Annotated in this window: 22 protein-coding genes; 12 read left to right on the top strand and 10 right to left on the bottom strand. The window is 71.1% G+C overall.

The genetic code is table 11. The features are described from left to right. Nucleotides 1–15: 15 nt before the first annotated feature. From WME73_RS47370 to WME73_RS47360, 3 genes are all read right to left on the bottom strand, one after another. Nucleotides 16–822 (bottom strand): hypothetical protein, encoded by an 807-nt coding sequence (locus tag WME73_RS47370; RefSeq protein ID WP_437742873.1) that lies wholly within the window; start codon nucleotides 820–822, stop codon nucleotides 16–18. A gap of 190 nt (nucleotides 823–1,012) precedes the next feature. Further along, nucleotides 1,013–3,151 carry a prolyl oligopeptidase family serine peptidase gene (locus WME73_RS47365; RefSeq protein WP_437913904.1) on the bottom strand — a complete coding sequence of 713 codons (2,139 nt, stop codon included), beginning with the start codon at nucleotides 3,149–3,151 and terminating at the stop codon, nucleotides 1,013–1,015. Between the two features lie 556 nt (nucleotides 3,152–3,707). Next, a complete protein-coding gene (locus WME73_RS47360; protein ID WP_437913903.1) occupies nucleotides 3,708–4,628 on the bottom strand; it encodes an AraC family transcriptional regulator N-terminal domain-containing protein in 921 nt (306 codons plus the stop codon). A gap of 111 nt (nucleotides 4,629–4,739) precedes the next feature. Here WME73_RS47360 and WME73_RS47355 point away from each other — a divergent pair, with 111 nt between their 5' ends. The 4 genes from WME73_RS47355 to WME73_RS47340 all read left to right on the top strand — a co-directional run bounded on the left by WME73_RS47355 (nucleotide 4,740) and on the right by WME73_RS47340 (nucleotide 8,935). Further along, nucleotides 4,740–5,627 carry an SDR family oxidoreductase gene (locus tag WME73_RS47355; protein WP_437742870.1) on the top strand — a complete coding sequence of 296 codons (888 nt, stop codon included), beginning with the start codon at nucleotides 4,740–4,742 and terminating at the stop codon, nucleotides 5,625–5,627. A 211-nt stretch (nucleotides 5,628–5,838) separates the two neighbouring features. After that, nucleotides 5,839–8,169 (top strand): nitric-oxide reductase large subunit, encoded by a 2,331-nt coding sequence (locus tag WME73_RS47350; protein WP_437913902.1) that lies wholly within the window; start codon nucleotides 5,839–5,841, stop codon nucleotides 8,167–8,169. Next, the gene (locus tag WME73_RS47345) at nucleotides 8,166–8,477 is read left to right on the top strand and encodes a hypothetical protein (protein ID WP_437913901.1); all 312 of its coding nucleotides are present in this window, start codon (nucleotides 8,166–8,168) and stop codon (nucleotides 8,475–8,477) included. Before WME73_RS47350 ends, WME73_RS47345 begins: the two co-directional genes overlap by 4 nt. 224 nt (nucleotides 8,478–8,701) lie before the next feature. Further along, nucleotides 8,702–8,935 carry a hypothetical protein gene (locus WME73_RS47340; protein ID WP_437742867.1) on the top strand — a complete coding sequence of 78 codons (234 nt, stop codon included), beginning with the start codon at nucleotides 8,702–8,704 and terminating at the stop codon, nucleotides 8,933–8,935. A gap of 29 nt (nucleotides 8,936–8,964) precedes the next feature. On the opposite strand, the gene WME73_RS47335 is transcribed toward WME73_RS47340, so the two are convergent. The 3 genes from WME73_RS47335 to WME73_RS47325 form a co-directional block, all read right to left on the bottom strand. After that, on the bottom strand, nucleotides 8,965–9,249 hold the full coding sequence (locus WME73_RS47335; protein WP_437913900.1) for a hypothetical protein: 285 nt from the start codon (nucleotides 9,247–9,249) through the stop codon (nucleotides 8,965–8,967). Between the two features lie 209 nt (nucleotides 9,250–9,458). After that, entirely contained in the window at nucleotides 9,459–11,732 is a 2,274-nt protein-coding gene (locus tag WME73_RS47330; RefSeq protein ID WP_437913899.1) for a hypothetical protein, read from the bottom strand. 152 nt (nucleotides 11,733–11,884) lie between these two features. After that, entirely contained in the window at nucleotides 11,885–12,745 is an 861-nt protein-coding gene (locus WME73_RS47325) for an aldo/keto reductase family oxidoreductase (RefSeq protein WP_437913898.1), read from the bottom strand. 76 nt (nucleotides 12,746–12,821) lie between these two features. On the opposite strand from WME73_RS47325, the gene WME73_RS47320 reads away from it, so the two are divergent. Then, a complete protein-coding gene (locus WME73_RS47320) occupies nucleotides 12,822–13,724 on the top strand; it encodes a LysR substrate-binding domain-containing protein (protein WP_437913897.1) in 903 nt (300 codons plus the stop codon). A gap of 129 nt (nucleotides 13,725–13,853) precedes the next feature. Here WME73_RS47320 and WME73_RS47315 read toward each other — a convergent pair whose 3' ends face one another. Further along, on the bottom strand, nucleotides 13,854–14,291 hold the full coding sequence (locus WME73_RS47315; RefSeq protein ID WP_437913896.1) for a hypothetical protein: 438 nt from the start codon (nucleotides 14,289–14,291) through the stop codon (nucleotides 13,854–13,856). A gap of 134 nt (nucleotides 14,292–14,425) precedes the next feature. Between WME73_RS47315 and WME73_RS47310 the strand changes: the two genes are divergently transcribed. The 6 genes from WME73_RS47310 (at nucleotide 14,426) to WME73_RS47285 (ending at nucleotide 20,542) form a co-directional block, all read left to right on the top strand. Continuing rightward, entirely contained in the window at nucleotides 14,426–15,127 is a 702-nt protein-coding gene (locus tag WME73_RS47310) for a DNRLRE domain-containing protein (RefSeq protein WP_437742861.1), read from the top strand. Next, nucleotides 15,124–16,506 carry an oligopeptide/dipeptide ABC transporter ATP-binding protein gene (locus WME73_RS47305; protein WP_437913895.1) on the top strand — a complete coding sequence of 461 codons (1,383 nt, stop codon included), beginning with the start codon at nucleotides 15,124–15,126 and terminating at the stop codon, nucleotides 16,504–16,506. The genes WME73_RS47310 and WME73_RS47305 overlap by 4 nt, the downstream gene beginning before the upstream one ends. Further along, nucleotides 16,503–17,591 carry an ABC transporter ATP-binding protein gene (locus tag WME73_RS47300; protein ID WP_437742859.1) on the top strand — a complete coding sequence of 363 codons (1,089 nt, stop codon included), beginning with the start codon at nucleotides 16,503–16,505 and terminating at the stop codon, nucleotides 17,589–17,591. Before WME73_RS47305 ends, WME73_RS47300 begins: the two co-directional genes overlap by 4 nt. Nucleotides 17,592–17,871: 280 nt before the next feature. Continuing rightward, on the top strand, nucleotides 17,872–18,648 hold the full coding sequence (locus WME73_RS47295) for a hypothetical protein (protein WP_437913894.1): 777 nt from the start codon (nucleotides 17,872–17,874) through the stop codon (nucleotides 18,646–18,648). Between the two features lie 198 nt (nucleotides 18,649–18,846). Next, nucleotides 18,847–19,476 (top strand): hypothetical protein, encoded by a 630-nt coding sequence (locus WME73_RS47290; protein WP_437742857.1) that lies wholly within the window; start codon nucleotides 18,847–18,849, stop codon nucleotides 19,474–19,476. Nucleotides 19,477–19,564: 88 nt separating this feature from the next. Then, nucleotides 19,565–20,542 (top strand): NADPH:quinone oxidoreductase family protein, encoded by a 978-nt coding sequence (locus WME73_RS47285; protein ID WP_437913893.1) that lies wholly within the window; start codon nucleotides 19,565–19,567, stop codon nucleotides 20,540–20,542. 42 nt (nucleotides 20,543–20,584) lie between these two features. On the opposite strand, the gene WME73_RS47280 is transcribed toward WME73_RS47285, so the two are convergent. Continuing rightward, nucleotides 20,585–20,881: a glycoside hydrolase family 3 protein gene (locus WME73_RS47280; RefSeq protein ID WP_437913892.1), complete on the bottom strand. Its 297-nt coding sequence runs from the start codon at nucleotides 20,879–20,881 to the stop codon at nucleotides 20,585–20,587. Between the two features lie 49 nt (nucleotides 20,882–20,930). Here WME73_RS47280 and WME73_RS47275 point away from each other — a divergent pair, with 49 nt between their 5' ends. Then, nucleotides 20,931–21,239, top strand: a complete 309-nt coding sequence (locus WME73_RS47275; protein WP_437742854.1) for a hypothetical protein — start codon at nucleotides 20,931–20,933, stop codon at nucleotides 21,237–21,239. 5 nt (nucleotides 21,240–21,244) lie between these two features. Here the strand turns inward: WME73_RS47275 and WME73_RS47270 are convergent, their stop codons facing one another. Continuing rightward, nucleotides 21,245–21,493 (bottom strand): hypothetical protein, encoded by a 249-nt coding sequence (locus WME73_RS47270; protein ID WP_437742853.1) that lies wholly within the window; start codon nucleotides 21,491–21,493, stop codon nucleotides 21,245–21,247. Nucleotides 21,494–21,530: 37 nt separating this feature from the next. Further along, nucleotides 21,531–22,007 (bottom strand): recombinase family protein, encoded by a 477-nt coding sequence (locus WME73_RS47265; protein ID WP_437742852.1) that lies wholly within the window; start codon nucleotides 22,005–22,007, stop codon nucleotides 21,531–21,533. Nucleotides 22,008–22,125: the final 118 nt, after the last annotated feature.

Here is a 22,125-nt window from a genome sequence, read left to right as displayed (position 1 = left end):
GAAGCCCCCCGCGAGCTACGCGGGCGCGCCCGCCGCCGCCGCCCCGTCGACCAGCGAGAGCAGCCGGCCCGCCTCGTGCGCGAGCACCGCCTGGACCACGAGCTCCATGCGCTGGAGCTCCCGCAGGAGCCACTGCTCCTGCCCGAACCAGCCCGCGACGTCCTCGAGCCCGGCCCCCTCCGGCAGCGCGCCCACGGCCGCGCGGAAGGCCCGCGCGAAGGCGCGCGAGAGCCCGGGGACGAGCTCGGCGAGCGCGCGCTCGCGCCGCTTCTGGGTGGCAGCGGAGATCGCGGCGTCGAGCCGCTCGAGCCGCGCCGCCTCCGGGCCGAGCGCCCGCAGCGAAGGCGCGAGCTCCTCGCGCAGCGCGCGCGTCTCGAGCCGGATGCGGCCGAGGGCGCGGCCCATGAGCTCTCCGAACGGCTCCCAGAGCTGCCCTGCCGCGGACGCGAGCGGGCGCCCCCCGCGGTCGCGGGCCGCGCGGGCAGGCAACACCCCGGTCTGCTCCAGCGTCGCGTGCACCGCCGCCGCGTCGGGGAGCTTGTTCCGCCGGTGGAACGGGGCGGCGAACACGTGGTCGAGCGCCTCCGCGAGCTCACCGAGGCGATCGGCGGCGAGCGCCCGGACCTCGGCGCGAGCGCCCTCGGACGCCGGCGGCGGCGCCGCGTGGCGGTCGAGGAGCGAGAGCTCGCGCGCGAGCGAGACGCTCCCGTGCAGGTCCATGAGCCCGGCCAGCACCGCCGCAGGATCGGCGAGGTCCGCGAGCGGCGCGCGCGGGCCCTCCGCGAGCGCCGAGACGGCGGCCGCGAGGGGGCGCGAGATCAAAGGCCCGCGGCGGGAAGCCCCGGCTACGGGGTGAAGCGTTCGCACAGCGGCGCGTTGTTAGCCGTCGCGGCGCGGAGCCGCAAGCCTGTCCGTCGCCCCGCCCGCGGCGCGCGTCCCGCGCCTCACGCGCGGCTCGTGGTGCGACGCGCGCCTCACGCGTCTTGCGGCGCACGCGCGTCGCCTCGACGCCTCACTGCTTGATCGCCGGCGCCTGCGCGCTCGTGGCCCACAGCGCGAACGAGATCTGGTCGGCGCCCTTCGCGACCGCCGACTTGATGAGATCCGCGCCGCCGTGCCCGGCGTTCCGCTCGATGCGGAGCAGGACGGGACCGCCCGCGCTCGCGGACTGCAGCGCGGCGGCGAACTTGCGCGCGTGCATGGGATCGACCCGATCGTCGCTGTCGGCCGAGAGCAGGAGGACCGGCGGATACCGCTTCCCCGACTGGACGTGGTGATAGGGGGAGTAGGCGTAGAGCGCCTTGAACTGCTCCGGATCGTCGGCGGAGCCATACTCGCTGATCCACGTCTTGCCGGAGCCGAACAGGTGGTATCGCACCATGTCGAGCAGGGGGACGCCGCAGAGGACGGCCCCGAACAGGTCGGGCCGCTGCGTGAGCGCGGCGCCGACGAGCAGGCCGCCGTTCGAGCCGCCCAGGACGGCGAGCCGCTCGGGCCGCGTGTACCCCTCGCCGACCAGGTGCTCGGCGGCGGCGATGAAATCGTCGAAGACGTTCTGCTTCTTGAGCAGCATCCCGTCCCGGTGCCACGCCTCTCCGTACTCGCCGCCGCCGCGCAGGTTCGCCACCGCGTACACGCCGCCCCGCTCGAGCCAGGGGTACATCGAGGAGGTGAACGCGGGGGTCTGCGACATCTGGAACCCCCCGTAGCCGTAGAGCAGCGCGCGGGAGCTCCCGTCCTTCTTCATGTCCTTGCGGCGGACGATGAACATCGAGATCTTCGTGCCGTCCTTGGAGGGGAAGAAGGCCTGCTCGACGCTGAAGGGCGACGGATCGATGGGCACCTCGATGCGCGCGTAGAGCTCGGTCCGACCCGTCTTGATCGAGGTCGCGTGGATCTCGTGAGGCGAGGTGTAGGACTCGAACGAGAAATACGCCTCGTCCTCGTCGGGCAGCCCGGAAGGGCCGCCGACGGTGCCGATGCCCGGCAGCGGGACCTCGCGGACCAGCTTGCCGTCGAGCGCGCGCACCTCGACCCGGCTCGAAGCGTCCTTGAGATAGCTCAGCGCGAGGTGCCCACCCACGATGGAGACGCTGTCCAGCGTGGCGTCGGGGCGCTCCGGGACGATCTCCTTCCATGCGGCGCGATCCGGCCTGTCCGGATCGACCTCGAAGACGCGGTAATGCGGCGCGCCCTCGTCGGTGTGGACGTAGAGCCGGTCCTTGTAGACCTCGACGGTGTAGTGGGCGTCGCGCCCGACCGCGAGCGGCTTGTCCGCGGCCTGGCCGCCCGGCCTGCGGAGATCGCGAAAGTAGACGTCAGCCGAGGTCCACCCGTGAGAGACGGTGAGCACCAGGAAGCGGCCATCCTTGGAGAGGGACGCGTTAAGGAAGGTCCTTGGATCGCCCGTCCTGCCGCGCACCACGCGATCCTGCTTCGGATCCTGGCCGAGCCGGTGGAAGCGCACCTCGGCATAACCCGGCCGCTCGGCGACCGGGATGGACGGGTCCGTGGGGAGCCAGACGTAGTAGAAGCCGTCGCCGGAGGGCGTCCACGACGCATACGCGTACTTGGCCCCTTCGATGACGTCCACCTCGGAGCGCTTGCCGGACGCGACATCCATCACATAGAGCGTCGCCTCATCCGAGTTGTTCTGCTGGATCTTGTAGGCGACGTTCTTGCCGTCCCACGACACCTCCCATCCGCCCAGCGAGACGCTGCCGTCCTCGGACCAGGTATTCGGGTCGAACAGCACGCGTTCCTCGCCGCTCTTTCCCTCCTTCCAGTAGACGACCGACTTCTCCTTCGTCGCGTGCCGCCGGCTCAGGAAGTACCGGCCCCGGCGGTGGCGCGGCGCGGAGACCGCGTCGATGTAGAATAGCTGCTTCAGCCTTGACGCGATCGCGTCCCGCTCGGGGAGCCGGGCGAGCTCGGCGCGCGTGAACGCGTCCTGAGCCTTCATCCACTCCTTCACCTCGGGCGCGTCGCCGTCCTCGAGCCAGCGGTACTTGTCGGTGATCTCGACCCCATGCACGGCGTTCGTCACCGGGGCCACGCGGGTGGGCGGGTACGCGGGGCGGCTGGGACCTTCGGACGCGGGCGCGGGCGCGGCGCTGGCCGCGGTGGGGAGCAGAGAGGAGCTTGCGGTCATGGTCGGACCCGATGGGTGTGCCTCGCCACCTCCGCAGGCGCCAGCGAGAAACGCCGAGAGGAGCAGGCAGGGAGAGTACTTCATGGTGCGACAAGCATACCGTGCCCCAGCCAACAGGGGCACGCGGGTTCGCGGGGCTCGCGCCGGGGCGCGAGCATCGTGCGAGGCGGGTCGCCGGGGAGGGCGGTGTTCCCGCGCCGGCCAGAGGGTGGGAAGTCACATGATGGGCTGGAATATCCGATAGATACGCTTCGACCGCGCTCCTCGTCGTATCCTGGCCTGGTGTTCGTGGCGGGGGTGGAGGGGCGGCTGCGGCATGACATCTCTTGATTCTCGAGAAGGCCGTAGACGGCGCGTCGATCGTTCTTCGCAGCGTTGTTCATGGCTCGATTCCTTGAGTTGAGCGTTGATGGATGCGGTGGAATGGGCCCGTGAGGCTCAGAGGACGCCGATGCCAGCCGGGCTCCCGCCGGGGCCGAAGCGCCCCTCCGGCGCCCTGTCGCCATCGATCGTCGTGGGGAGCCCGCCGTATTCGCCGATGATGGAAGCGGCCGGACTACATGTCCTGGACGACCGCGGCCTTCTGCTGCAGCGCGCGGGCATCGCGCAGCGGCGAGTTGCCGAACATCCGCGAATACTCGCGGCTGAACTGGGAGGCGCTCGTGTAGCCGACCTGGAACGCCGAGACCTCGGCGCCCACGCCCTCTTCGACCATCAGGCGGCGCGCCTCGAGCAGGCGCAGGCGCTTCTGGTACTGCAGCGGGCTCATCGCGGTGGCCTTCTTGAACCGCTTGAAGAACGCCGCCCGGCTCATCCCTGCGGTGCGCGCGAGCGCGGCGATGTCGACGTCCTCGTCGAGCGACGCCTGCAGGTGATGGACCGCCTCGGCGATGCGGTGCGCCTGGCTGCCCGCGCGCACGAGCTGGCGGATCGCCGGGCCGTCGGGGCCTTTCAGCAGGTGAAAGGTCAGCTCTTTCCTCACGAGCGGCGCGAGCACAACCGCGTCGTCGGGCGTCGCGAGCAGCGCGCCCAGCCGGACCGCGGCGTCGAGCATGCGGTCGCTCGCCTTGCCGATGAAGATCGCGCGCCCCGGGTTCTCGAGGCCATCCGGCCGCGCGCGGTCGAGCTGCGCCGCGACCTCGCGCAGCAGGGCCGCATCGAAGTCCATCTTCAGGCCCAGAAGCGGCTGCGCCGGCGACACGCCCATCACCCGGCTCGTCACCGGCAGGTCGATGGGACTGACGATGTAGTGCGGCTCCCGCTCGCGAAAGACCTGCCGCTCGAGCAGGATCTCCTTCGTACCCTGGACGACGATGCAGAACGACGCGCGCCAGTGCCGCTTCGCGCGTTGCTGCTGGCGCGAGACTTTGATGCAAGAAATTCCGGGCACCGGCGAGGCGTGCACGCCGTCGCTGGGGCACCAGCGCGCGATGAGGGCCTTCAATTCGTCGCGCAATTCGTCGCGCCCAGAGCTCACGGTGGCAGCCTAGCCTCGCGTAGACGATCGGGCAAGAACCGGAGACGGCCGTGTATTTCGCGTGCGCCGCGGCGGTGACATGGTGGATCGCGAACCAAGGAGAGGTGTCCCATGCGTATCTTCCTCACGGGAGCCAGCGGCTTCATCGGATCTGCCATCGTCCCCGAGCTCGCGCGCGCCGGCCACCGCGTGCTCGGCCTCGCGCGCTCGGACGCGTCCGCCGAGAGGCTCGCCGCCGCCGGCGTCGACGTGCACCGCGGCTCGCTCACGGATCTCGATGGCCTGCGCCGCGGCGCCGCCGCCTGCGACGGGGTGATCCACTGCGCGTTCTCCCACGACGACTTCACCGACTACGCCGGCAACTGCGAGAAGGACCGCGGCGCGATCGAGGCGCTCGGCGGCGCTCTGGCCGGCTCCGAGCGCCCGCTCGTCATCGCCTCCGGCATCGCGCGCTTCACGGCGGGCCGGGTCGTCACCGAGGACGAGGCGCCCGACCCGTCGGCCGGCGGCCCGCGGGCCGCCTCCGAGCGGCTCGCCCTGTCGTTCGCGAGCCGCGGCGTGCGCGTTTCCTCGGTGCGGCTGCCGCCGTCGGTCCACGATGAGGGCGACCACGGGTTCGTCCCGATGCTGATCGAGGTCGCGCGCAAGGCCGGGCGCTCCGGGTACGTCGGAGCCGGCGAGAACCGGTGGCCCGCGGTGCATCGGCTCGACGCTGCGCGGCTGTTCGTCCTCGCGCTCGAGAAGGCGCCGGCCGGCGCGTGGCTCCACGCGGTCGGCGACGAGGGCATCCCGACCCGCGACATCGCCGGCGTGATCGGCCGCAAGCTCGGCTTGCCAGTGGAGTCGGTCCCCAAGGAGCACTTCGGCTGGCTCGGCGGGTTCTTCGCGCTCGACACCCCCGCGTCGAGCGCGATCACGCAGGCGCGGTTCGGCTGGAAGCCCGAGCAGGCGGGCCTGCTCGCCGACCTCGAGCACGGCACGTACTTCGCGCGCGCATAGCGGAGTACGCGATCCCGGCCCTCGCGGCCGAGCTCCAGGGGCGCCGAACGCCGCCCGACCTCCAGCACGAGCTCGCCGGCAGCGGCCAGGAGGAATCCGCGGAAAGACCCCCGTTTCCTCGTCCAGGCGCACGAACGCCGCGCAACGCAGCCTCCTCGGTCGTCATCTCGGAGAACGGGTGGGCCCTCCTCGGCTTGCTCCCGGCATTCCCATGGCGCGCTCCTCCGAACGGCGAAACCTCCTCATCTCGCGCGGCTGGGTCCAGGCGACGGCCCTCGTCTTCCTGCTCGGGTTCTTCGTGCTCGGCCTGCTCGCCTACCGCACCTACGCGGCACAGCCACCCATCCCCGCCCGGGTGGTCGACCCTGCGGGGCGCGTTCTGTTCACGGGCGACGACGTGCTCACGGGTCAGGAGCTGTTCCTGCGCAACGGGCTCATGGAATACGGATCCGTCTTCGGCCACGGCGCCTACCTCGGCCCGGATTTCACCGCCGATTACCTCCGCCGGGCCGCCTCCCACGCCGCCTCTCGCCACGGCGGCGTGGACTCGGCGGAGGCGCTCGCGCGCACCGTCGGCGATTTTCGTCAAAACCGCTATGATCCCGCGACAGGGACGCTGGTCTTCACCGATGCCCAGGCGGAGGCCTTCGAGCTGCTGAAGGATCACTATCGCCGCTTCTTCGCCCAGCCCAGCGCCAAGCACGGCCTGCGCACCGGCCTCTTCTCGGACGCGCGCGAGCTCTCGCAGCTCACCTCGTTCTTCGCCTGGACGGCCTGGACCGCCGCGGCGGAGCGACCCGGAGAGGCCTACTCGTACACCAACAACTGGCCTCCAGAGCCGCTCGTCCGGAACCAGCCCACGGGCGAGCTGGTGGTATGGAGCGTGCTCTCGCTCATCGCGCTCCTCGGCGGGACCGGCCTGCTCTTCGCGGCCTTCGGGCGATGGCGCTTCCTCGGTTGGCACGGGCGGGAAGGGCACCGGCTCAGCTTCCGCCAGCCGGGCGAGGTCGCCTTGACCCCAGCCCAGCGCGCGACGGCGTGGTTCTTCCTGGTCATGGCGCTGCTGTTCACCCTCCAGTCCGTGCTCGGAGGCGCCACGCAGCATTATCGCGCCGAGCTGTCCAGCTTCTTCGGCATCAACCTGGCCGGGGCCTTCCCCTTCAACCTGGTGCGCACGTGGCACCTGCAGCTCGCCATCTTCTGGGTCGCGGTCTCCTATCTCGGCGCGGGCATCTTCATCGCGCCCATGATCAGCGGGCGCGAGCCGAGAGGCCAGAGCTGGCTCGCCTATGGTCTGCTCGGGGCGCTCGTCATCGTCGTCGCGGGCAGCCTCCTCGGCGAGCTCCTCGCCATCCACGGCGCCTCGAACAGCATCTGGTTCGCGCTCCAAGGGTTCGAGTACCTCGATCTGGGCCGCTTCTGGCAGGTGCTCCTGACGCTCGGCCTGTTCTCCTGGGTGGCGCTGCTCTTCCGCGTGCTCCGGGGTCGGCTCGCCGTCGAGCACCGGGGCAACATGCCCTGGCTCTTCTTCTTCGCCGCGCTGGCCATCCCGGCCTTCTACGCCGTAGGCCTCCTCGCGCACCCGCGCGCCAACTTCACGAGCACCGACTTCTGGCGCTTCTGGGTGGTGCACCTCTGGGTGGAGGACTTCCTCGAGCTGTTCACCACGCTCATGGTGGCCTATCTCTTCGTCCTGCTCGGGGTGGTGGCCGAGGCGATCGCCCTGCGGCTCATCTACCTGGAGGTCATCCTCTATTCGGCGGGCGGGGTGATCGGCACCATGCACCATCTGTACTTCTCCGGCACGCCCGTGGAGCACATGGCGCTCGGCGCCTTCTTCTCGGCCGCGGAGGTGATCCCGTTGACCTTCCTCACGGTGGAGGCGTGGACCTTCCTCCGCCTGGGGATCGCGCAAGGCGAACAGTCGACGAAGCCCTTCCCGCATCGCTGGGCGATCATGTTCCTGGTGGCCGTGGGGTTCTGGAACTTCCTGGGGGCCGGGATCTTCGGGTTCCTGATCAACCTGCCGATCGTGTCCTATTACGAGATCGGCACCGCGCTGACCGCCAACCACGGGCACGCCTCGATGATGGGCGTCTATGGCATGCTGGCCGCCGGGCTCGCGCTCTTCGCGCTGCGCTACCTGATACCCGCCGCGCGGTGGTCCGACAGGGCGGCCAAGATCAGCTTCTGGTCGCTGAACGTCGGGCTCGCGTGGATGGTCTTTGCCACGCTGTTCCCGCTCGGGCTCATGCAGCTCCACCACGCGGTGAGCTACGGGTATTTCGAGGCTCGAGAGCTCCAGTACCTGACGAACCCCACGAACCGCCTCATGGAGTGGATGCGCCTGCCGGGCGATGTGCTCTTCATCCTCGGCGGCACCCTGCCGCTCCTCCTCCTCGCCTACCGCGGCGTCCGCCATCGCGTCCCGCAGCTCGCGGGACCAGGGGCCCAGGACAACCTCTTCACCGAGATCGAGGCGCCGCCGGACAGCGCCGGGAGGGCAGCGCCCTCGGGCGCGGGGCAGGGCGAGCTCCCGTGAGCGTCGCGCCGGAGGCGCTGCTCGGCGCCGGATATGCGGTGCTTCTCCTGGGGATCGCCGCCGGGATCCGGGCGTTCGGAGGAGCCAGGGCCGAGCCCGCGCCCGGGTGGCCGCACGACGACGCGCGCCGCTTTCAGCTCGGCCTTTCGCTCGTGGTCCTTCTCGCGGGCGATTGCATCGTCGGGGCGGTCGCGCTGCGGAACCACGGCCTCGCTGATCTCGGGATCCTTGGCCTCGCCGCGGCGCTCGTGACGAGGGCGCTCGCCAGGGGCCTGGCCGCGTTCGCCCGAGGCGGCCGTCGCGCCTAGACCGGCTGTTCCAGGCGCGGTGGAGGGCGTTCTCCGAAAAGGGACCTGCTTCATAGAGAGGAAGCCGTGGAACTTTCGCCCGGCGACAGCGACCTCATCGCGCATCGCCTTTCACAACCCGTTGAGACGGCGGCGTCCGGCGCGATCCACCAGGCCGAGCGGAGACCTCCCCGCTCCGGCGGCCAGCCGTCGTTGCTGGTACGAGGCTTGCTTCGAAGCTCCTCATGAAAAAGCAGCAGAAGAATCGGTCGAGACCGCCGACGAGCCGGCAGGAGCAGGCGGACCCGGCGGCGGAGGGAGGAGCGAGGGAGTCCTCGCCGGAGGACGAGCTCGCCGGAGGCGCTGCCAAGGGGGCGCTCGCCGGAGGCCTCCTCGGAGGCGCCAGCGGCGCGGCCGTGGGCGGCGCGGCCGGCCTGATCGGCGGCGTGCTGGGCGAGGACGAGAAATCCGGCTGGTGACCGGCGTCAGCCGCCCGGTGGAATGGGCGTCAATCGGAGAGGGGGCACTGCTCGTAGCAGCGCCAGGCCTCCGTGTTGCGGTCCGTGCCGCCCGCGAAAGACGCCTTGATCTCGTCGCAGGGCGCGTCGAGCACGCACGACGCGCGACACTCCTCGTGTTCGGAGCAGCCGGAGAAGTCGTCCTCGAGCTCGAGGTCGTCGACCCCGCAGGCCTCGGCGTGCTCGACGGCATCCGCGCATTTCCCCGTCTTGCAGCCGGCCCCCAGGAGCGCGGTCGCAACGAAAATCGACGCCATGAGATAAGTCTTGCGCATGGTCCAGCCCTGCAGCTCGCAACGTGTGGATGGAGGGGAGCCGGCCGGCCCATGCAGCGCGGCGCCCCGGAAGCGGCCCGCCGTTGTCGCCGGCCCCTTCGCCCTGGGAAGAACGTGACGGAGCCAGTCTGGGCACGGGCCGATGTCGATTTTTGAGTTCGCGTCTTGCTGGAATCCGGCGGAGATTGAACCGGGCGCCGCACGCCGGCTCAGTAGGTCTCTGCGCACACGCCGTAGCCGCACGGATGGACCATGAAGGCGCCGGCGACGGCGCTTCGCAAGCCCGGGAAGGTCGCGAGCGCCGCCCCCGTCTCGATGTCGTAGAGGACGCCGTCGTAGCGCGAGTAGAGCGCCGTCGCCGAGACCGGCTGGATCCCGTAGTTGTCGCTCACATCCCCGGAGTCGGTGCGGATAGGGATCCTCGGCAGTGGCGGCGCGTCGACCGGGTTGCCGAGCTCGTCGTAGATCGTGGAGGCCTGATACGTCCAGGGGCTGCTTTGGAGGAAGCGGGTGTACGACTGGACGAGAACGTGGGTGTCGTCGAGCCAGCCGATCGCGCAGCCGGGCACCACGTTGACGAGCGCGCTGTCCTCGTAGAGCTGCGTGAACCCGCAGCCTTCCGAGGGGGCGGAGTCCGTGACGACGACGTGGTGACCGTCGGGGGAGACGAGCGGCGCCGGCCGGTGCCCGGTGTCCTGGAAGAGCGGCGCGCTGCCCGCCCACTCGCTCACGACGCGCTCCGTCCTGTGCGAGTCGACGTGGTAAGTGCGGCCGACCGTGCTGCCGTCGAAGGACATCGAGAAGTCTTGAATCACCTCCTCGCGCGAGAGCGAGGCGAGCTGCGCGCCGTCCGGCAGCGAGAAGAGACGGAGTGATGTGTCCGTGACCATCGGATCGAGGGCGGCGCGCGCCGCGAGCAGGCCGCCGTCCGCCGAGAGCAGCACCTTGTTGCTGTGGAACGGAACGACCGCCGAGGGTCCGGCGTCGAGCGCCGCCGTATCATAGACGAGCGTCTTCCCCGAACCCGTCGCGAGCGCCACGTGCCCCGAGGGAGCGCCTGCGACGGAGTGGAGCGCGCCGCAGCCGAGCAGCCCCGTGCTATCCGGATCGGTGAGGGTGCCCTTGTACGAGATCGCGCCGTACACGTTCGAGACCGCCAGGCGCAGCTCCTGGTCGATGTGGACGTGGGCGTTCGCGACCAGCGGCGGCACGTGTTCGCTCAGGGTCACCTCGGGGCCGTCGAGATCGATGATGTCGAGCCTCGACGCTTGCTTGTGGAGCAAGGCGAGCGCACGCTCGGTCGGCGTGAACGTGTAGCGATAGTCGGCTCGGTCAGGGTACTCGGCGACGGGGACGGCCCCGCCTCCGACGCGATAGACCATGAGCGGAGAGCCCGCTCTGTCGTCCGCGAGCATCCAGAAATAGTCGCGCGTCCCCGCGAGTTGCGTGATCGACGGCAGGTTGACGATGCCCTCCTGGATCGCCGCCTTCGAGTACACGCGCACCGTCGTGCCGACGGTGGCTAGAAATCGCTCGCCGTCCTGGAACCAGGAGTGGAATGAGCCGGAGAGCTCGGGGGTGACCGTGGGAGGCGAGCCGTCAGCGGGGAGCACGGCGATGCTATTTTGCGGGGGAACAGGAGGCTCCGGTGCGATCCGGAGCGCATCCGGCGCCGCGTAGACGTCGCCGTGGTGGTTCACCGCTGCGGACCAGCGCTCGACCCCCGCGGTGCTCCAGAGCGTGATCGTGCTGGTGGACTGGCGGCGCGTCCAGGCGTAGCTGCCGTCGCTCGCGAGCCCCGCCTGATCGTACTCGGTGGTCACGGAGGCCAGGACGGAGCCGTCGATGGCGCTGCGCAGCTCGAAGGCGTGCTCGGGGTCCGTCTGGATCAGCACGATGTTGCCGCGGAGGACCACGCCGCCGGGCAGCTCGAACGGCAGGGTCCCGAGCGTCGGGCTGCCGGGGTCGAAGCCGCCCGGCGCGTGTCCGTCGGCGATCGCAGCGCTGGAGTCGGTATCCCAGAGCATCCAGCGATCGTAGTCCCAGCTCAGCACGCGGCTTCCGGAGACGAAGAGCCGGCTGAGGCCTTTCTGGTGACCGAGATCGAGAAAGGCCCCCGGAGGGCCGAACGAGGTGCCTGAAGTGCCGCACGGCCCGAAGGCGGCACTGCCCCCTTCGCCGCCGCCGGCGCCGCCGGTGCCTGACGTGGAGTTCTCACCGCCCGTTCCCCCGGCGCCGCCGGTGCCCGACGTGGAGCTCTCGCCGCCCGAGCCCCCGGCGCCGCCGTGGCCTCCGGAGCCGGGGGTGGGATTCTCGCCGCCGGAGCCTCCGTCTCCTCCGCCTCCGCCCCCGGAGCCGCCCTCCGTGCCGGTCGTCGTTCCAGGAGCAGCTCCGCCTCCGCCGAGGTTTCCGCCCCCTGCGTCGGAGCAACCGAGGAGAGCGATGAACGACACCGCGACAATCTGGGTGGATCTCGTGTCCATGGCGCCTTCGATGCCGCCGATCCCCTGGCCATTCATTGCCAAGGCGGCTCCAGGGGGCGTCGCAGGGATCGAGTCTGCACAATCGACGTTGTTGCGCGTCCCCTCCCCTTCTACCACCCGAGTGAGCGGGACAATGCGACCTTGAGAGTGATCTAGATACGGTCGAGCGCCTTCATCGCGCCGTCGGACAGCTCGAGATCTGCCGCCGCGAGGTTCTCGCGCAGGTGCTCGACGCTCGACGTCCCGGGAATGAGGAGGATATTGGGCGAGCGCCGCAGCAGCCACGCGAGCGCGACCTGCATCGGCGTCGCGCCGAGCTGACGCGCGACGTCGGACAGCGTCGAGGACTGGAGCGGCGAGAAGCCGCCGAGCGGGAAGAACGGCACGTACGCGATGCCCGCCGCGGCGAGGCTGTCGATCAACGCGTCGTCCTGCCGGTGCGCGAGGTTGTACAGGTTCTGCACGCACACGATCTCCGTCATCGCGCGCCCCTCTTCCACCTGCTTCGCGGTCACGTTGCTGAGACCGATGTGGCGGACCTTGCCCTCGCGCTGCAGCTTCATGAGCGCGGAGAGGGGCGCCTCGATCGAGCCTTCCGCGGGGCCCTGCGCGTCGAACAGGATGCGCAGGTTCACGACGTCGAGCGCGTCGACGCCGAGATTCCGGAGGTTGTCGTGGACCGCGCTCGCGATGTCCTCGGCGGCGAACGCCGGCTCCCAGGATCCCTGTGGGCCGCGTCTTGCGCCGACCTTCGTGGCGATCACCAGATGCTTCGGGTACGGGTGCAGCGCCTCGCGAATGATCTGATTCGTGACGTGCGGCCCGTACACGTCGCTCGTGTCGATGTGATCGACGCCGCTCTTCACCGCCTCGCGCAGCACGGCGAGCGCGGCATCGCGGTCTCTCGGCGGTCCGAACACGCCCGGCCCGGCGAGCTGCATGGCTCCGTACCCGAAGCGCTTTACCGTGCGACTGCCCATCTTGAACGTCCCGACCTTGGCTAGATCCGTCATGGCTGTCGACGGTAGGTCACGACGGGGTGTATGATAAGAGCCTCGAATCAGCACGGCCCGTGCGGAAAGGCGAACAATGGCAGTGGATCTCGACGACGTCCGGGTCTTCGCCGCGGTGGCGCGCGCCGGCGGCTTCCGCGAGGCGAGCCGCACGAGCCGCACGAGCGCGTCGAGCGCGAGCGAGGCGGTGCGCCGGCTGGAGGGCGAGCTCGGTGTTCGGCTTCTTCATCGGACGACCCGCAGCGTCGCGCCGACCGAGGCCGGCGCGCGTCTCCTCGAGCGGCTCGGTCCTGCGCTCGCCGAGATCGCAGCGGCGCTCGACGTCGTGAAGAGCTCGAGCGAAAAGCCAGCCGGCACGCTCCGGTTGAACGTCCCCGTCGTCGCCGCGCGGCTCGTGCTCCCACGGATCTTGCCGCCGTTCCTCGCCGCATATCCCGATATCCGCGTCGAGGTGACGGCGGACGACACGCTCGTCGACATCCTCGCCGCGGGCTGCGACGCAGGCATTCGTTACGAAGAGACGCTCGAGAAAGACATGATCGCGGTCCCGATCGGCCAGCGCGAGCAGCGCCTGGCGCTCGCGGCGTCGGGCGCCTACCTCGAGCGGCACGGGCGCCCGACCCATCCGCGCAAGCTCCTCGATCACGCGTGTCTGCGCGGCCGCTTCCCGAACGGCGCGCTGTGCCCGTGGGAATTCGAGCGCGACGGCGAGGTCGTGAAGGTCGACCCGACCGGCCCCCTCGTCGGCAGCCTCGGGAGCGCGACGGACCTCCTCGTGGACGCCGCGATCGCGGGCACCGGTCTCCTCTACTGGTTCGAGGACTGGCTGCGCCCGCACCTCGAGAGCGGCGCCTTGAAGCCGGTTTTGGAGCGCTGGTGGTCGCGTCTCTCCGGCCCCTTTCTTTATTATCCGAGCCGCCGCCACATGCCCGCGGCGCTTCGCGCGTTCGTGGACTTCATCCGCGCGGGCAGCAAATAGTCATGGTGGGAGCATGGGAGATCGATTCACCGGCTATCGGGCAGGCGATGCGCTGCGGAGCTGCCTCGCGGCACCGCTCCCGACCCTCGCGGCCGAGCTCCACGTGCTCCGGGCGCCGCCTTCCGCCGCTCAGCGCGGCGAGCTGCTCGCCGCCGGCACCGCCGTCCGCTGCCCCGAGCCCGAGCGCGCGCCGCCCTTGATGCGCGCCTCGGTCACGACCTCGTCCCACTGCGCGTCGTACCCATCGAAGTGGACCCGGTAGGAGCCGGGGGCGACGACGCCGGTGATGATCGCGGGCTTGTACGAGCCCTTCCACTCGACCTCGACGCGGTCGCCGACCTTCCGCGCGCCGCCCTCGCCCGAGGCGCGCTGCTCCTCGTCGCGCAGGCGCCGGGCGCTCCCCTCGTGCAGGCACTGCTCGCGGTGGCAGGCGAGGCCTGAAGCGCAGTCGTCGTCCGCGCGGCACGGAGACCCGAGCGGCGCCTTCTTTCCGCAGGCAGCGAGCGCCGCAGGCACGGCGGCCAGGATCACGAGCGCTCTCAGGAAGGTAACGGCTCGAACGCGCACGACACGGCATCCCAGCAGAGCGGCCGCGGCCCGACAACAGGGATCGCGCGCCGGCGACCGGCGCCCCCACCGCCCCCGGCGCGCCGCGCCCCGCCACCGCCACCGGGGCCGCCCTACCCGGGCCGCCCTCTGCTATGGTCGCCCCCGCTGTGCGTCTGCTCGCCGCCCTCGCGCCCGTGGCCCTGCTCGTCGCGGCGCCGCCGCTCCTGGGCTGCGGCGGCGGCCCCGCGAAGGACGCGGGCGTGTGTGCAGGCGCGGGCGTCTGCGGCGCCGGCTACTGCGTCGCCGGGCGCTGCCGGCCCGCGAGCGCCCTCCCCGCGCCCCTCGACGCGCGCCGCGTGCTGCTCCCGCCCGAGGACCTCGCCGTCCTCGTCGAGGACGACGCCGCGGCAGCGCCGGGCGTCCCCGACGCCGTCGCGCTCGGGCGCGCCGGGGGCGGTGAAGTCGTCCTGCTGCTCCGGTTCTCGCCGACCTTCGGCGTCGGCGCCGACATCGCGAGCGCCTTCGTCGTGCTGGAGCCGGCCCCGATGGCGCCTCCCGCCGAGCGCGCGCTCACCCTGGAGGTCGCGCGCATCCTCGAGCCGTGGCGCTCCGAGACGGCGACGTGGGGGCGGCAGCCGCGGCTGTCGATCCCGGAGGCCGCCGCCATCGCGCGGCCCCGACCGGCGACGCCGCTGCGGATCGACGTCACCTCGCTCGTGCGCGACTGGGCCAGGCGGCGCAAGGACGACCACGGCATCGCCATCCTCGCGGCGGGGAGCGACGCCGTCGGGGCCGCCTACTCGATGGGCATCTCCCAGGGCGTCGGCCCCCGCCTCGAGGTGTACGTACGGTGAGCAACGGCCAGGACGACGAGGACGACGACCTCGGCGCGCGGAACTCGCTCCCGCTTCCCCTGATCCGCCACGACCTCGGCGAGAGAAGGCCGCCCGTACCCAGCGCGCCTTCCCTGCCCAGCGCCCCGGCCACACCCGACCCCTCGAGCGCGGGCGCTCTTCCCGCGCCCGCCACGCCGACCGCAGGCGCTCGTCCCGCGCCCAGCGCCTCCGCCGTCCCCCACGGCGCCCTCGCGCGCGGCCTGCTCGACGACGACGAGCCCGCCGTCACCCAGCGCTCGACGGCGAGCGGGCGCCCCCTCCCGCTGCCCCGCACCGCGCCGCCCGTCTCGCCCGAGGAGGCCCCGCCGCCCACGCTGCTCCGGGTGAGCGACCTCCGCGTCTCGTTCGCCGCCGACGGCCGCGTCACGCGCGCCCTCGACCGCGTCTCGTTCACGGTGCCGCGCGGGCGCACCGTGGCGCTCGTCGGCGAGTCGGGCTGCGGCAAGACGGTGACCGCGCTGAGCATCCTGCGGCTGCTGCCCGCGCCCTACGCGTCCATCGACGGCGGCTCGATCGAGCTCGACGGCCAGGATCTCCTCGCGCTGAGCGAGCGCGAGATGCGCGCCGTGCGCGGCGGCAAGATCGGCATGATCTTCCAGGAGCCGATGACCTCGCTGAACCCCGTGTACACGGTCAGCGCCCAGATCGCCGAGGCCATCCGGCTGCACCGGCCCATGTCCCGCGGCGACGCCCGGCTCTACGCCGTGAACCTCCTGCGCAAGGTCGGCTTCCCCGAGCCCGAGGTCCGCGCGAACAGCTACCCGCACGAGCTGTCCGGCGGGATGCGCCAGCGCGTCATGATCGCCATGGCCCTCGCGCCGGAGCCCTCGCTGCTCATCGCCGACGAGCCCACCACCGCGCTCGACACGACGACGCAGGCGCAGATCCTCGATCTCCTCGAGCGGCTCAAGGCAGAGACGTCGATGAGCCTCCTGCTCATCGCGCACGACCTCGCCGTCGTCGGCGAGCTCGCGGACGAGATCGTCGTCCTCTACGCCGGCGTCGTCGTCGAGCAAGGGCCGGCGCGCGACGTGCTCGCGGCGCCGTCGCACCCGTACACGCGCGCGCTCCTCAGGAGCATCCCGGCGCGCGGGATCCGCCCGCACCGCGTGCGCGGCGAGCGCTCGCTCCGCCTGCCGACCATCCCGGGCGCGCTGCCCGATCTGCGCGATCCTCCGCGCGGTTGCCGCTTCCAGGACCGCTGCGACGCCGTGTTCGACCGCTGCCGCGCCGAGGCGCCGGACCTGTACGCCGTCCCGCCCGGCGCGGGGCACCACGCGGCGCGCTGCTTCCTCCTCACGGGCCCGGGGCGCGCGGGCAACGAGGGCGCCTCGTGACGCGCGACAGCGGATCCCCGCCGCCCACGCAGCGCGACGAGCCCGCCGCGCCGCACCCGCACCCTGCAGCCGCGGCGCACCCGGAGGGCGTGGAGAGCGCGCCGGGCGAGCGGCCGCTCGTCCAGGCGGAGGGGCTCTCGAAGTTCTACCCGGTGCAGCGCGGCGCCTTCGCGAAGCCGTCGTTCGTGCAGGCCGTCGTCGAGGCGACCTTCCACGTCCACCGGGGCGAGACGCTCGGCCTGGTCGGCGAGTCGGGCTCCGGCAAGAGCACCCTCGGGCGCCTCGTGCTCCGGCTCATCGAGCCCACGGTCGGCCGCGTCCTCTTCGACGGCCACGACCTGAGCGCCCTGTCGAGCCGCGCGCTGAGGGCCATGCGCCGGCGGATGCAGATCGTCTTCCAGGACCCCTACGGCTCGCTCAACCCGCGCATGACGCTGCGCGAGATCGTCGGCGAGGGCATCGTCATCCACCGCCTCGCGAGGAGCCGCGACGAGGAGACCGCGATGGTCGAGGGCGCGCTCCAGAAGGTCGGCCTGCGGCCGGACATGATGGAGCGCTTCCCCCACGAGCTCTCCGGCGGCCAGCGGCAGCGGGTCGCGATCGCCCGCGCCCTCGCCGTGCGCCCGGACTTCATCGTCTGCGACGAGCCCGTGAGCGCGCTCGACCTCTCGGTGCAGGCCCAGATCGTCAACCTGCTGGAGGAGCTCCAGGACGAGCTGTCGCTCGGCCTGCTGTTCATCTCGCACGACCTCCGCGTCGTCGAGCACGTGAGCCACCGCGTCGCGGTGATGTACCTCGGCCGCATCGTGGAGATCGGCCCCACGCAGGGCGTGGCCGGGCGGCGGCACCACCCGTACACGCGCGCGCTCTTCGAGGCGACGCCGTCGCTCGAGCGGGGGAGCAAGGCGCGCCGCCTGCTGCCGGGCGCGCCCGGGAGCGCGATCAACCCGCCCGACGGCTGCGTGTTCCACCCTCGCTGCCGGAAGGCCGAAGAGGGCAAATGCGACGTCGAGATCCCGCCGCTCGAAGAGCTCGTCCCCGGCAGCGGCCACCGCGTGGCGTGCTGGTACCCCGAGATCGAGTGACGGCGGCGCGCCGGCGCGTCGCAGGATGAGCCGGGCCGGCCGCTGGTTCGTGCGCTGAGATCGAGATGGCCTGGAACAGCTGGCCCGCCGGGAATGGCGCCCTGCGAGCGCAGCAGCTCACCTGCCCGTTACGGCTCAAATTGGCACAATCGAAGATCCGGTGTGTCACGCGCCAGAGGCGCTCCTGCGGGATCTGCGTTTGTCGCGCGAGGCATCCCTTTTGCTGCACGCCCCGCGCCGCCGCGCGCGAGGTTCGGTGGCGGAGCCACGAGGTGATGCGATGACGAGCGACGTGCTTCGCGTGCTGGCGGCAGCCCTGCTGTCCAGTGCGTGCCTGATGGGATGCAAGGACAGCGTGAATGACGGCGTTGGTGCCAGCAGCGGCAACGGCGGCAGCGGCGCCAGCAGCAGCAGCGGCGGCGAGGGCGGCACCGGCGGAAGCGGCGGCCACAACGGCGGCAGCGGCGGCGAGGACAGCGGCGGCGGGGGCAACGACGACAGCGGCGAGGACGGCACCGGCGGCTGCGGCGAGGGCAGCGGCGGCGGCTGCGGCCTGTCGGACTGGCCGTGCGCGGTGCGCGACGTCGAGGGCACGATCCCCGGCGTGAAGATATCGATCGAGTCGAGCCGGTGCTCCTACCACGAACGAGAGCCGGCGGAGTTCATCTTCACGGTGACGACCGACTCGAGCGTCCCCCCGATCGACATAGCGGCCTCCACCGGCTGCGGGCGCTGCGTCGAACCGACGAGCGATCCGCTCTCGTTCGTCTCCTACAAGATCAGCGGCCTCTCGTGGGGCGCCGATCCGCAACCGCAGCTCTACTGCCTGTGCGACGTGGGCTGCTGCGCTCCCGACGAGGCGGTGACCGTGCAGGTCGACGCGACGACGGTGACGCAGACGATCCGCTGGTCCGGGCGGCAGTGGACCGGGCCGTCCGATACGAGCAACCCGGAGGGCGCCTTCTTCCAGGCGGGGAGCTACGATGTCGAGGTGACGTTCGACGGGCAGGAGCAGGGCTCCGTGACGGCGAAGCTGCCGATCGAGATCTACCCCTGAAGCACGGCTGAGGCGAAGCCGGCAGGCAGGTAGCGGCCCAGGCTGGCACAGTCGACGGCCCGGGGTGGTGCGAGCCACGGCCTGTCCCTCCGGAGCCCGCGCGCGCCTCGCGGAGCATCTCCCTTGCTGCCGATCGCGCGCCGCCGCAGACAGGCGGCGTGGCGCGAAGGAGGGAGAGGTGAGGGAATGGCAAACGACATGCTTCGAGCTCTGGCGATAGCCTTGCTGTCCGCCGCGTGCGCGACCGGATGCGGCGGCAGCAAGGAGGGCGCCGGGAGCGGCGGCGACGGCGAGAGCAGCAGCAGCAGCGGCGGCGACCGCGGGCTGCCGCCGGGGGCCGAGCCGTGCGCGGTGCGCGACGTCCAGGGCACGATCCCGGGCGTGACGATATCGATCGAGTCCAGCCGCTGCGTCTACTGGAGGGGCGAGCCAGCAGAGTTCGTCTACACGGTCACGACCGACTCGAGCGTCCCTCCGATCGAGATCGCGGCCTCGGACGGGTGCGGGCACTGCGTCGTGCCGAGCGCGGATCCGCGCTCGTTCGTCACGTACCAGATCACCGGGCTGTCGACGGCGGGGGATCCACAGCAGTACTGCCTCTGTGACACCGGATGTTGCGCTCCCGACGACGCGGCGACCGTGCAGGTCGACGCGACGGCGGCGACGCACACGATCTCCTGGTCGGGGCGGCAGTGGAGCGGGCCATCGGACACGGACAACCCGGAAGACGAGTTCTTCGCGCCGGGGACCTACGATGTCGAGGTGACGTTCGACGGGCAGGAGCAGGGCTCCGTGACGGCGAAGCTGCCGATCGAGATCGTCCGCTGATCTCGCGCGCCGGCGATCCCGCAGGGGATCCCCGGCGCGCGAGGCGGCGCCGCCGGGCCGCCCGGGCTTTCTGCTAAGGTCCGCGGGCATGCATGCCTGGCGCGGACACGCCTTCGGTCCCCCCGAGATCCTCGTCTGGGAAGAGGTCGACGACCCCCCGCTCGCCGAGGGGGAGGTCCGGATCGAGGTGGCCGCCGCCGCGATCAACTTCCCCGACGTGCTCTTCACGGCGGGCGCCCACCAGGTCAAGCCGACTCCGCCGTTCATCCCCGGCTTCGAGGTCGCCGGCCTCGTCGTCGAGAGCCGCGAGCCGTCCCTCCCGCCGGGCGCCCGCGTGGCCGCGACGCTCCCCGGCTCCGGGGGGTACGCGACGCACGCCATCGCGGGGCTGCGCACCACCTATGCGCTCCCGGACGCGATGCCGTTCGAGGACGCCGCGGCGATGACCATCACCTACCAGACAGGCTATTTCGCGCTCCACCGGCGCGCCGGCGTCCAGCCGGGCGACACGGTCCTCGTGCACGCCGGCGCGGGCGGCGTCGGCAGCGCGGCGATCCAGCTCGCCAAGGCGGCCGGCGCGACCGTCATCGCGACCGCCGGCGGCGAGGAGAAGACGGCGGTCTGCCGCGCCCTCGGGGCGGACGTCGCGATCGACTACCGGCGCGAGGACTTCGTCGCCATCGTGAAGGAGCGGACCTCGGGCCGGGGCGCCGATATCGTCTTCGACCCCGTCGGCGGCGACGTCTTCGATCAGTCGACGAAATGCGTCGCCTTCGAGGGACGCATCGTGGTGATCGGCTTCGCCTCCGGCCGCATCCCCGCGGCGCGCGCGAACCACCTGCTCGTGAAGAACTATTCGGTCGTCGGCCTCTACTGGGGCACCTACAGCCGCGCCCGGCCCGATCTCACGCGGAGGGCGCAAGACGAGCTCTACGCGCTCTACGGCCAGGGCGCGATCAAGCCGCTCGTCTCGGCTGCGCCGCCGATGGCGGAGGCGAAGGCGGCCATGACAGCGGTCGCGTCCCGCGCGACCACCGGCAAGGTCGTGCTCACGAACCGGCGATAAGGGCCGCCGCCCGGGAGATCGGCAGCAGCGCAGAGCAAGGGCTCAGTTGCAGTCGGCGCCGATGGACGCCTCGGACAGCTCGCCGATCGTGTCCTGATCCGCCGTGATCAGGGCGAAGCCGTAGGGGAACAGCGCCTCCTGGCCGTCGTTGCGGTTGACGCGCTGGCGCTCGCTCCCGGGCCAGGAGAACGAGAGCCTGCCCTGGAACTGCTGCTTGCCGAACAGCACGTCGGCCACGCCGCCGCCCTCGGAGCCCGGGAGCCACGCGGCCACGAAGGCGTCCGAGCGGTTCAGCTCCTTGTTGACATAGAGCGGACGGCCCGACAGAAAGACCGTCACGATCGGCAGATCCGGCTTGGCCGTGCGGATCGCCTAGAGGACCTCAAGCATGTCAGATTCTAGAGAATATGGGAAATTCCAGGTCTACGCCATAAAAACGACTGCCAACGGGGCACATGTGACAGGTCGCCTCATCGCGGGCACGTTCACACGGGGTAAATCCGTTCATTCTGCCCACCACGCCGACGAGATGGGCGTGAAACAGGGGGAGCCGGTCGAGCTCGATCTCTTGATCGATGGAATTGTCATCTACAGTAACGAGATCGACGAAATTCAGGAGGGCCTTACCGCGTTGATACGGTTCCAAGGCCACTGGCCCGGCCAGATCTCACAAGGATGGATTTTGGAGGGCGGCTGACCCTCTCACACTGCATCCGTCTGCCACGGGAAGATGCCGAAGCCGGTGGGGCTGAGAAGCCGCTCGCCGAGCCCATGCACCTTCGACCCGCCCGGTATTGTTGATGTTGAGCCTTGCCATCGACCGCTGTCCATGCGCCAGGTGAGCGGGCCGAAGATGGGGATGTCGAAGGCCCGGAGCGGATAATGGATCGGTTCCCAGCGGCGGCACCTGTTGCAAAGACCGTCGCTTTCGCCACGCCGATCGACGTCCACCCGGGGCATCGAAAGCCCCGTGATTTCCTAGCCCAGATCAGGCCACTTCCGAGGACGATTGTGGAACAGCCAGGAGGGCTCGATGGAGGGTGGTCGGGTGAACGCCGAGGGCGGCGGCGACCTCCCGGATGGATCTCCCCGCCCGTCGAAGCTCGACAGCTCGCCCGATGTCGAACTCGACCCTCGGCCTGCCGAGCTTGGCGCCACGTCTCTTCGCGGCCTGGAGCCCGGCCTTGGTCCTCTCCCGGATCAGCTCCCGTTCCAGCTCAGCCATGGCGGCGATGATGGTGAAGCTGAACCTCCCGGCCGGTGTGCTCGTGTCGATGCCGTCGTGCATGGAGATGAAGTCAATGCCCCTGGCCCGGAAGTCGTCGAGCGCGATCACGGGGTGGCGGACCGGCCGGGCGAAGCGGTCGAAGCGACAACAGGCCACGAGGTTCAGCTCGCCGTGATGGGCATCCTTCATGAGAAGGTCTGGCTCGGGCCCGCGATTCTTTGGCGCCTCTAACGCCATGGTCCACGTACTCCCCCGCGTTCGTCCAGCCTCGTTGTTCGGCTAGCCGGCGAAGGCCATCGAGCTGATCAGCAGGCGACGGCGCTGAACCTGCGCGGCAGGCCGTACCAGGTGTATG

Origin of the sequence: Sorangium sp. So ce302, assembly GCF_051530145.1 — a bacterium.
GTDB classification, from domain to species: Bacteria; Myxococcota_A; Polyangia; order Polyangiales; family Polyangiaceae; genus Sorangium; species Sorangium cellulosum_B.
The sequence above is the reverse complement of the archived record's forward strand: the minus strand, read 5'-3'. Positions and strand labels throughout refer to the sequence as shown.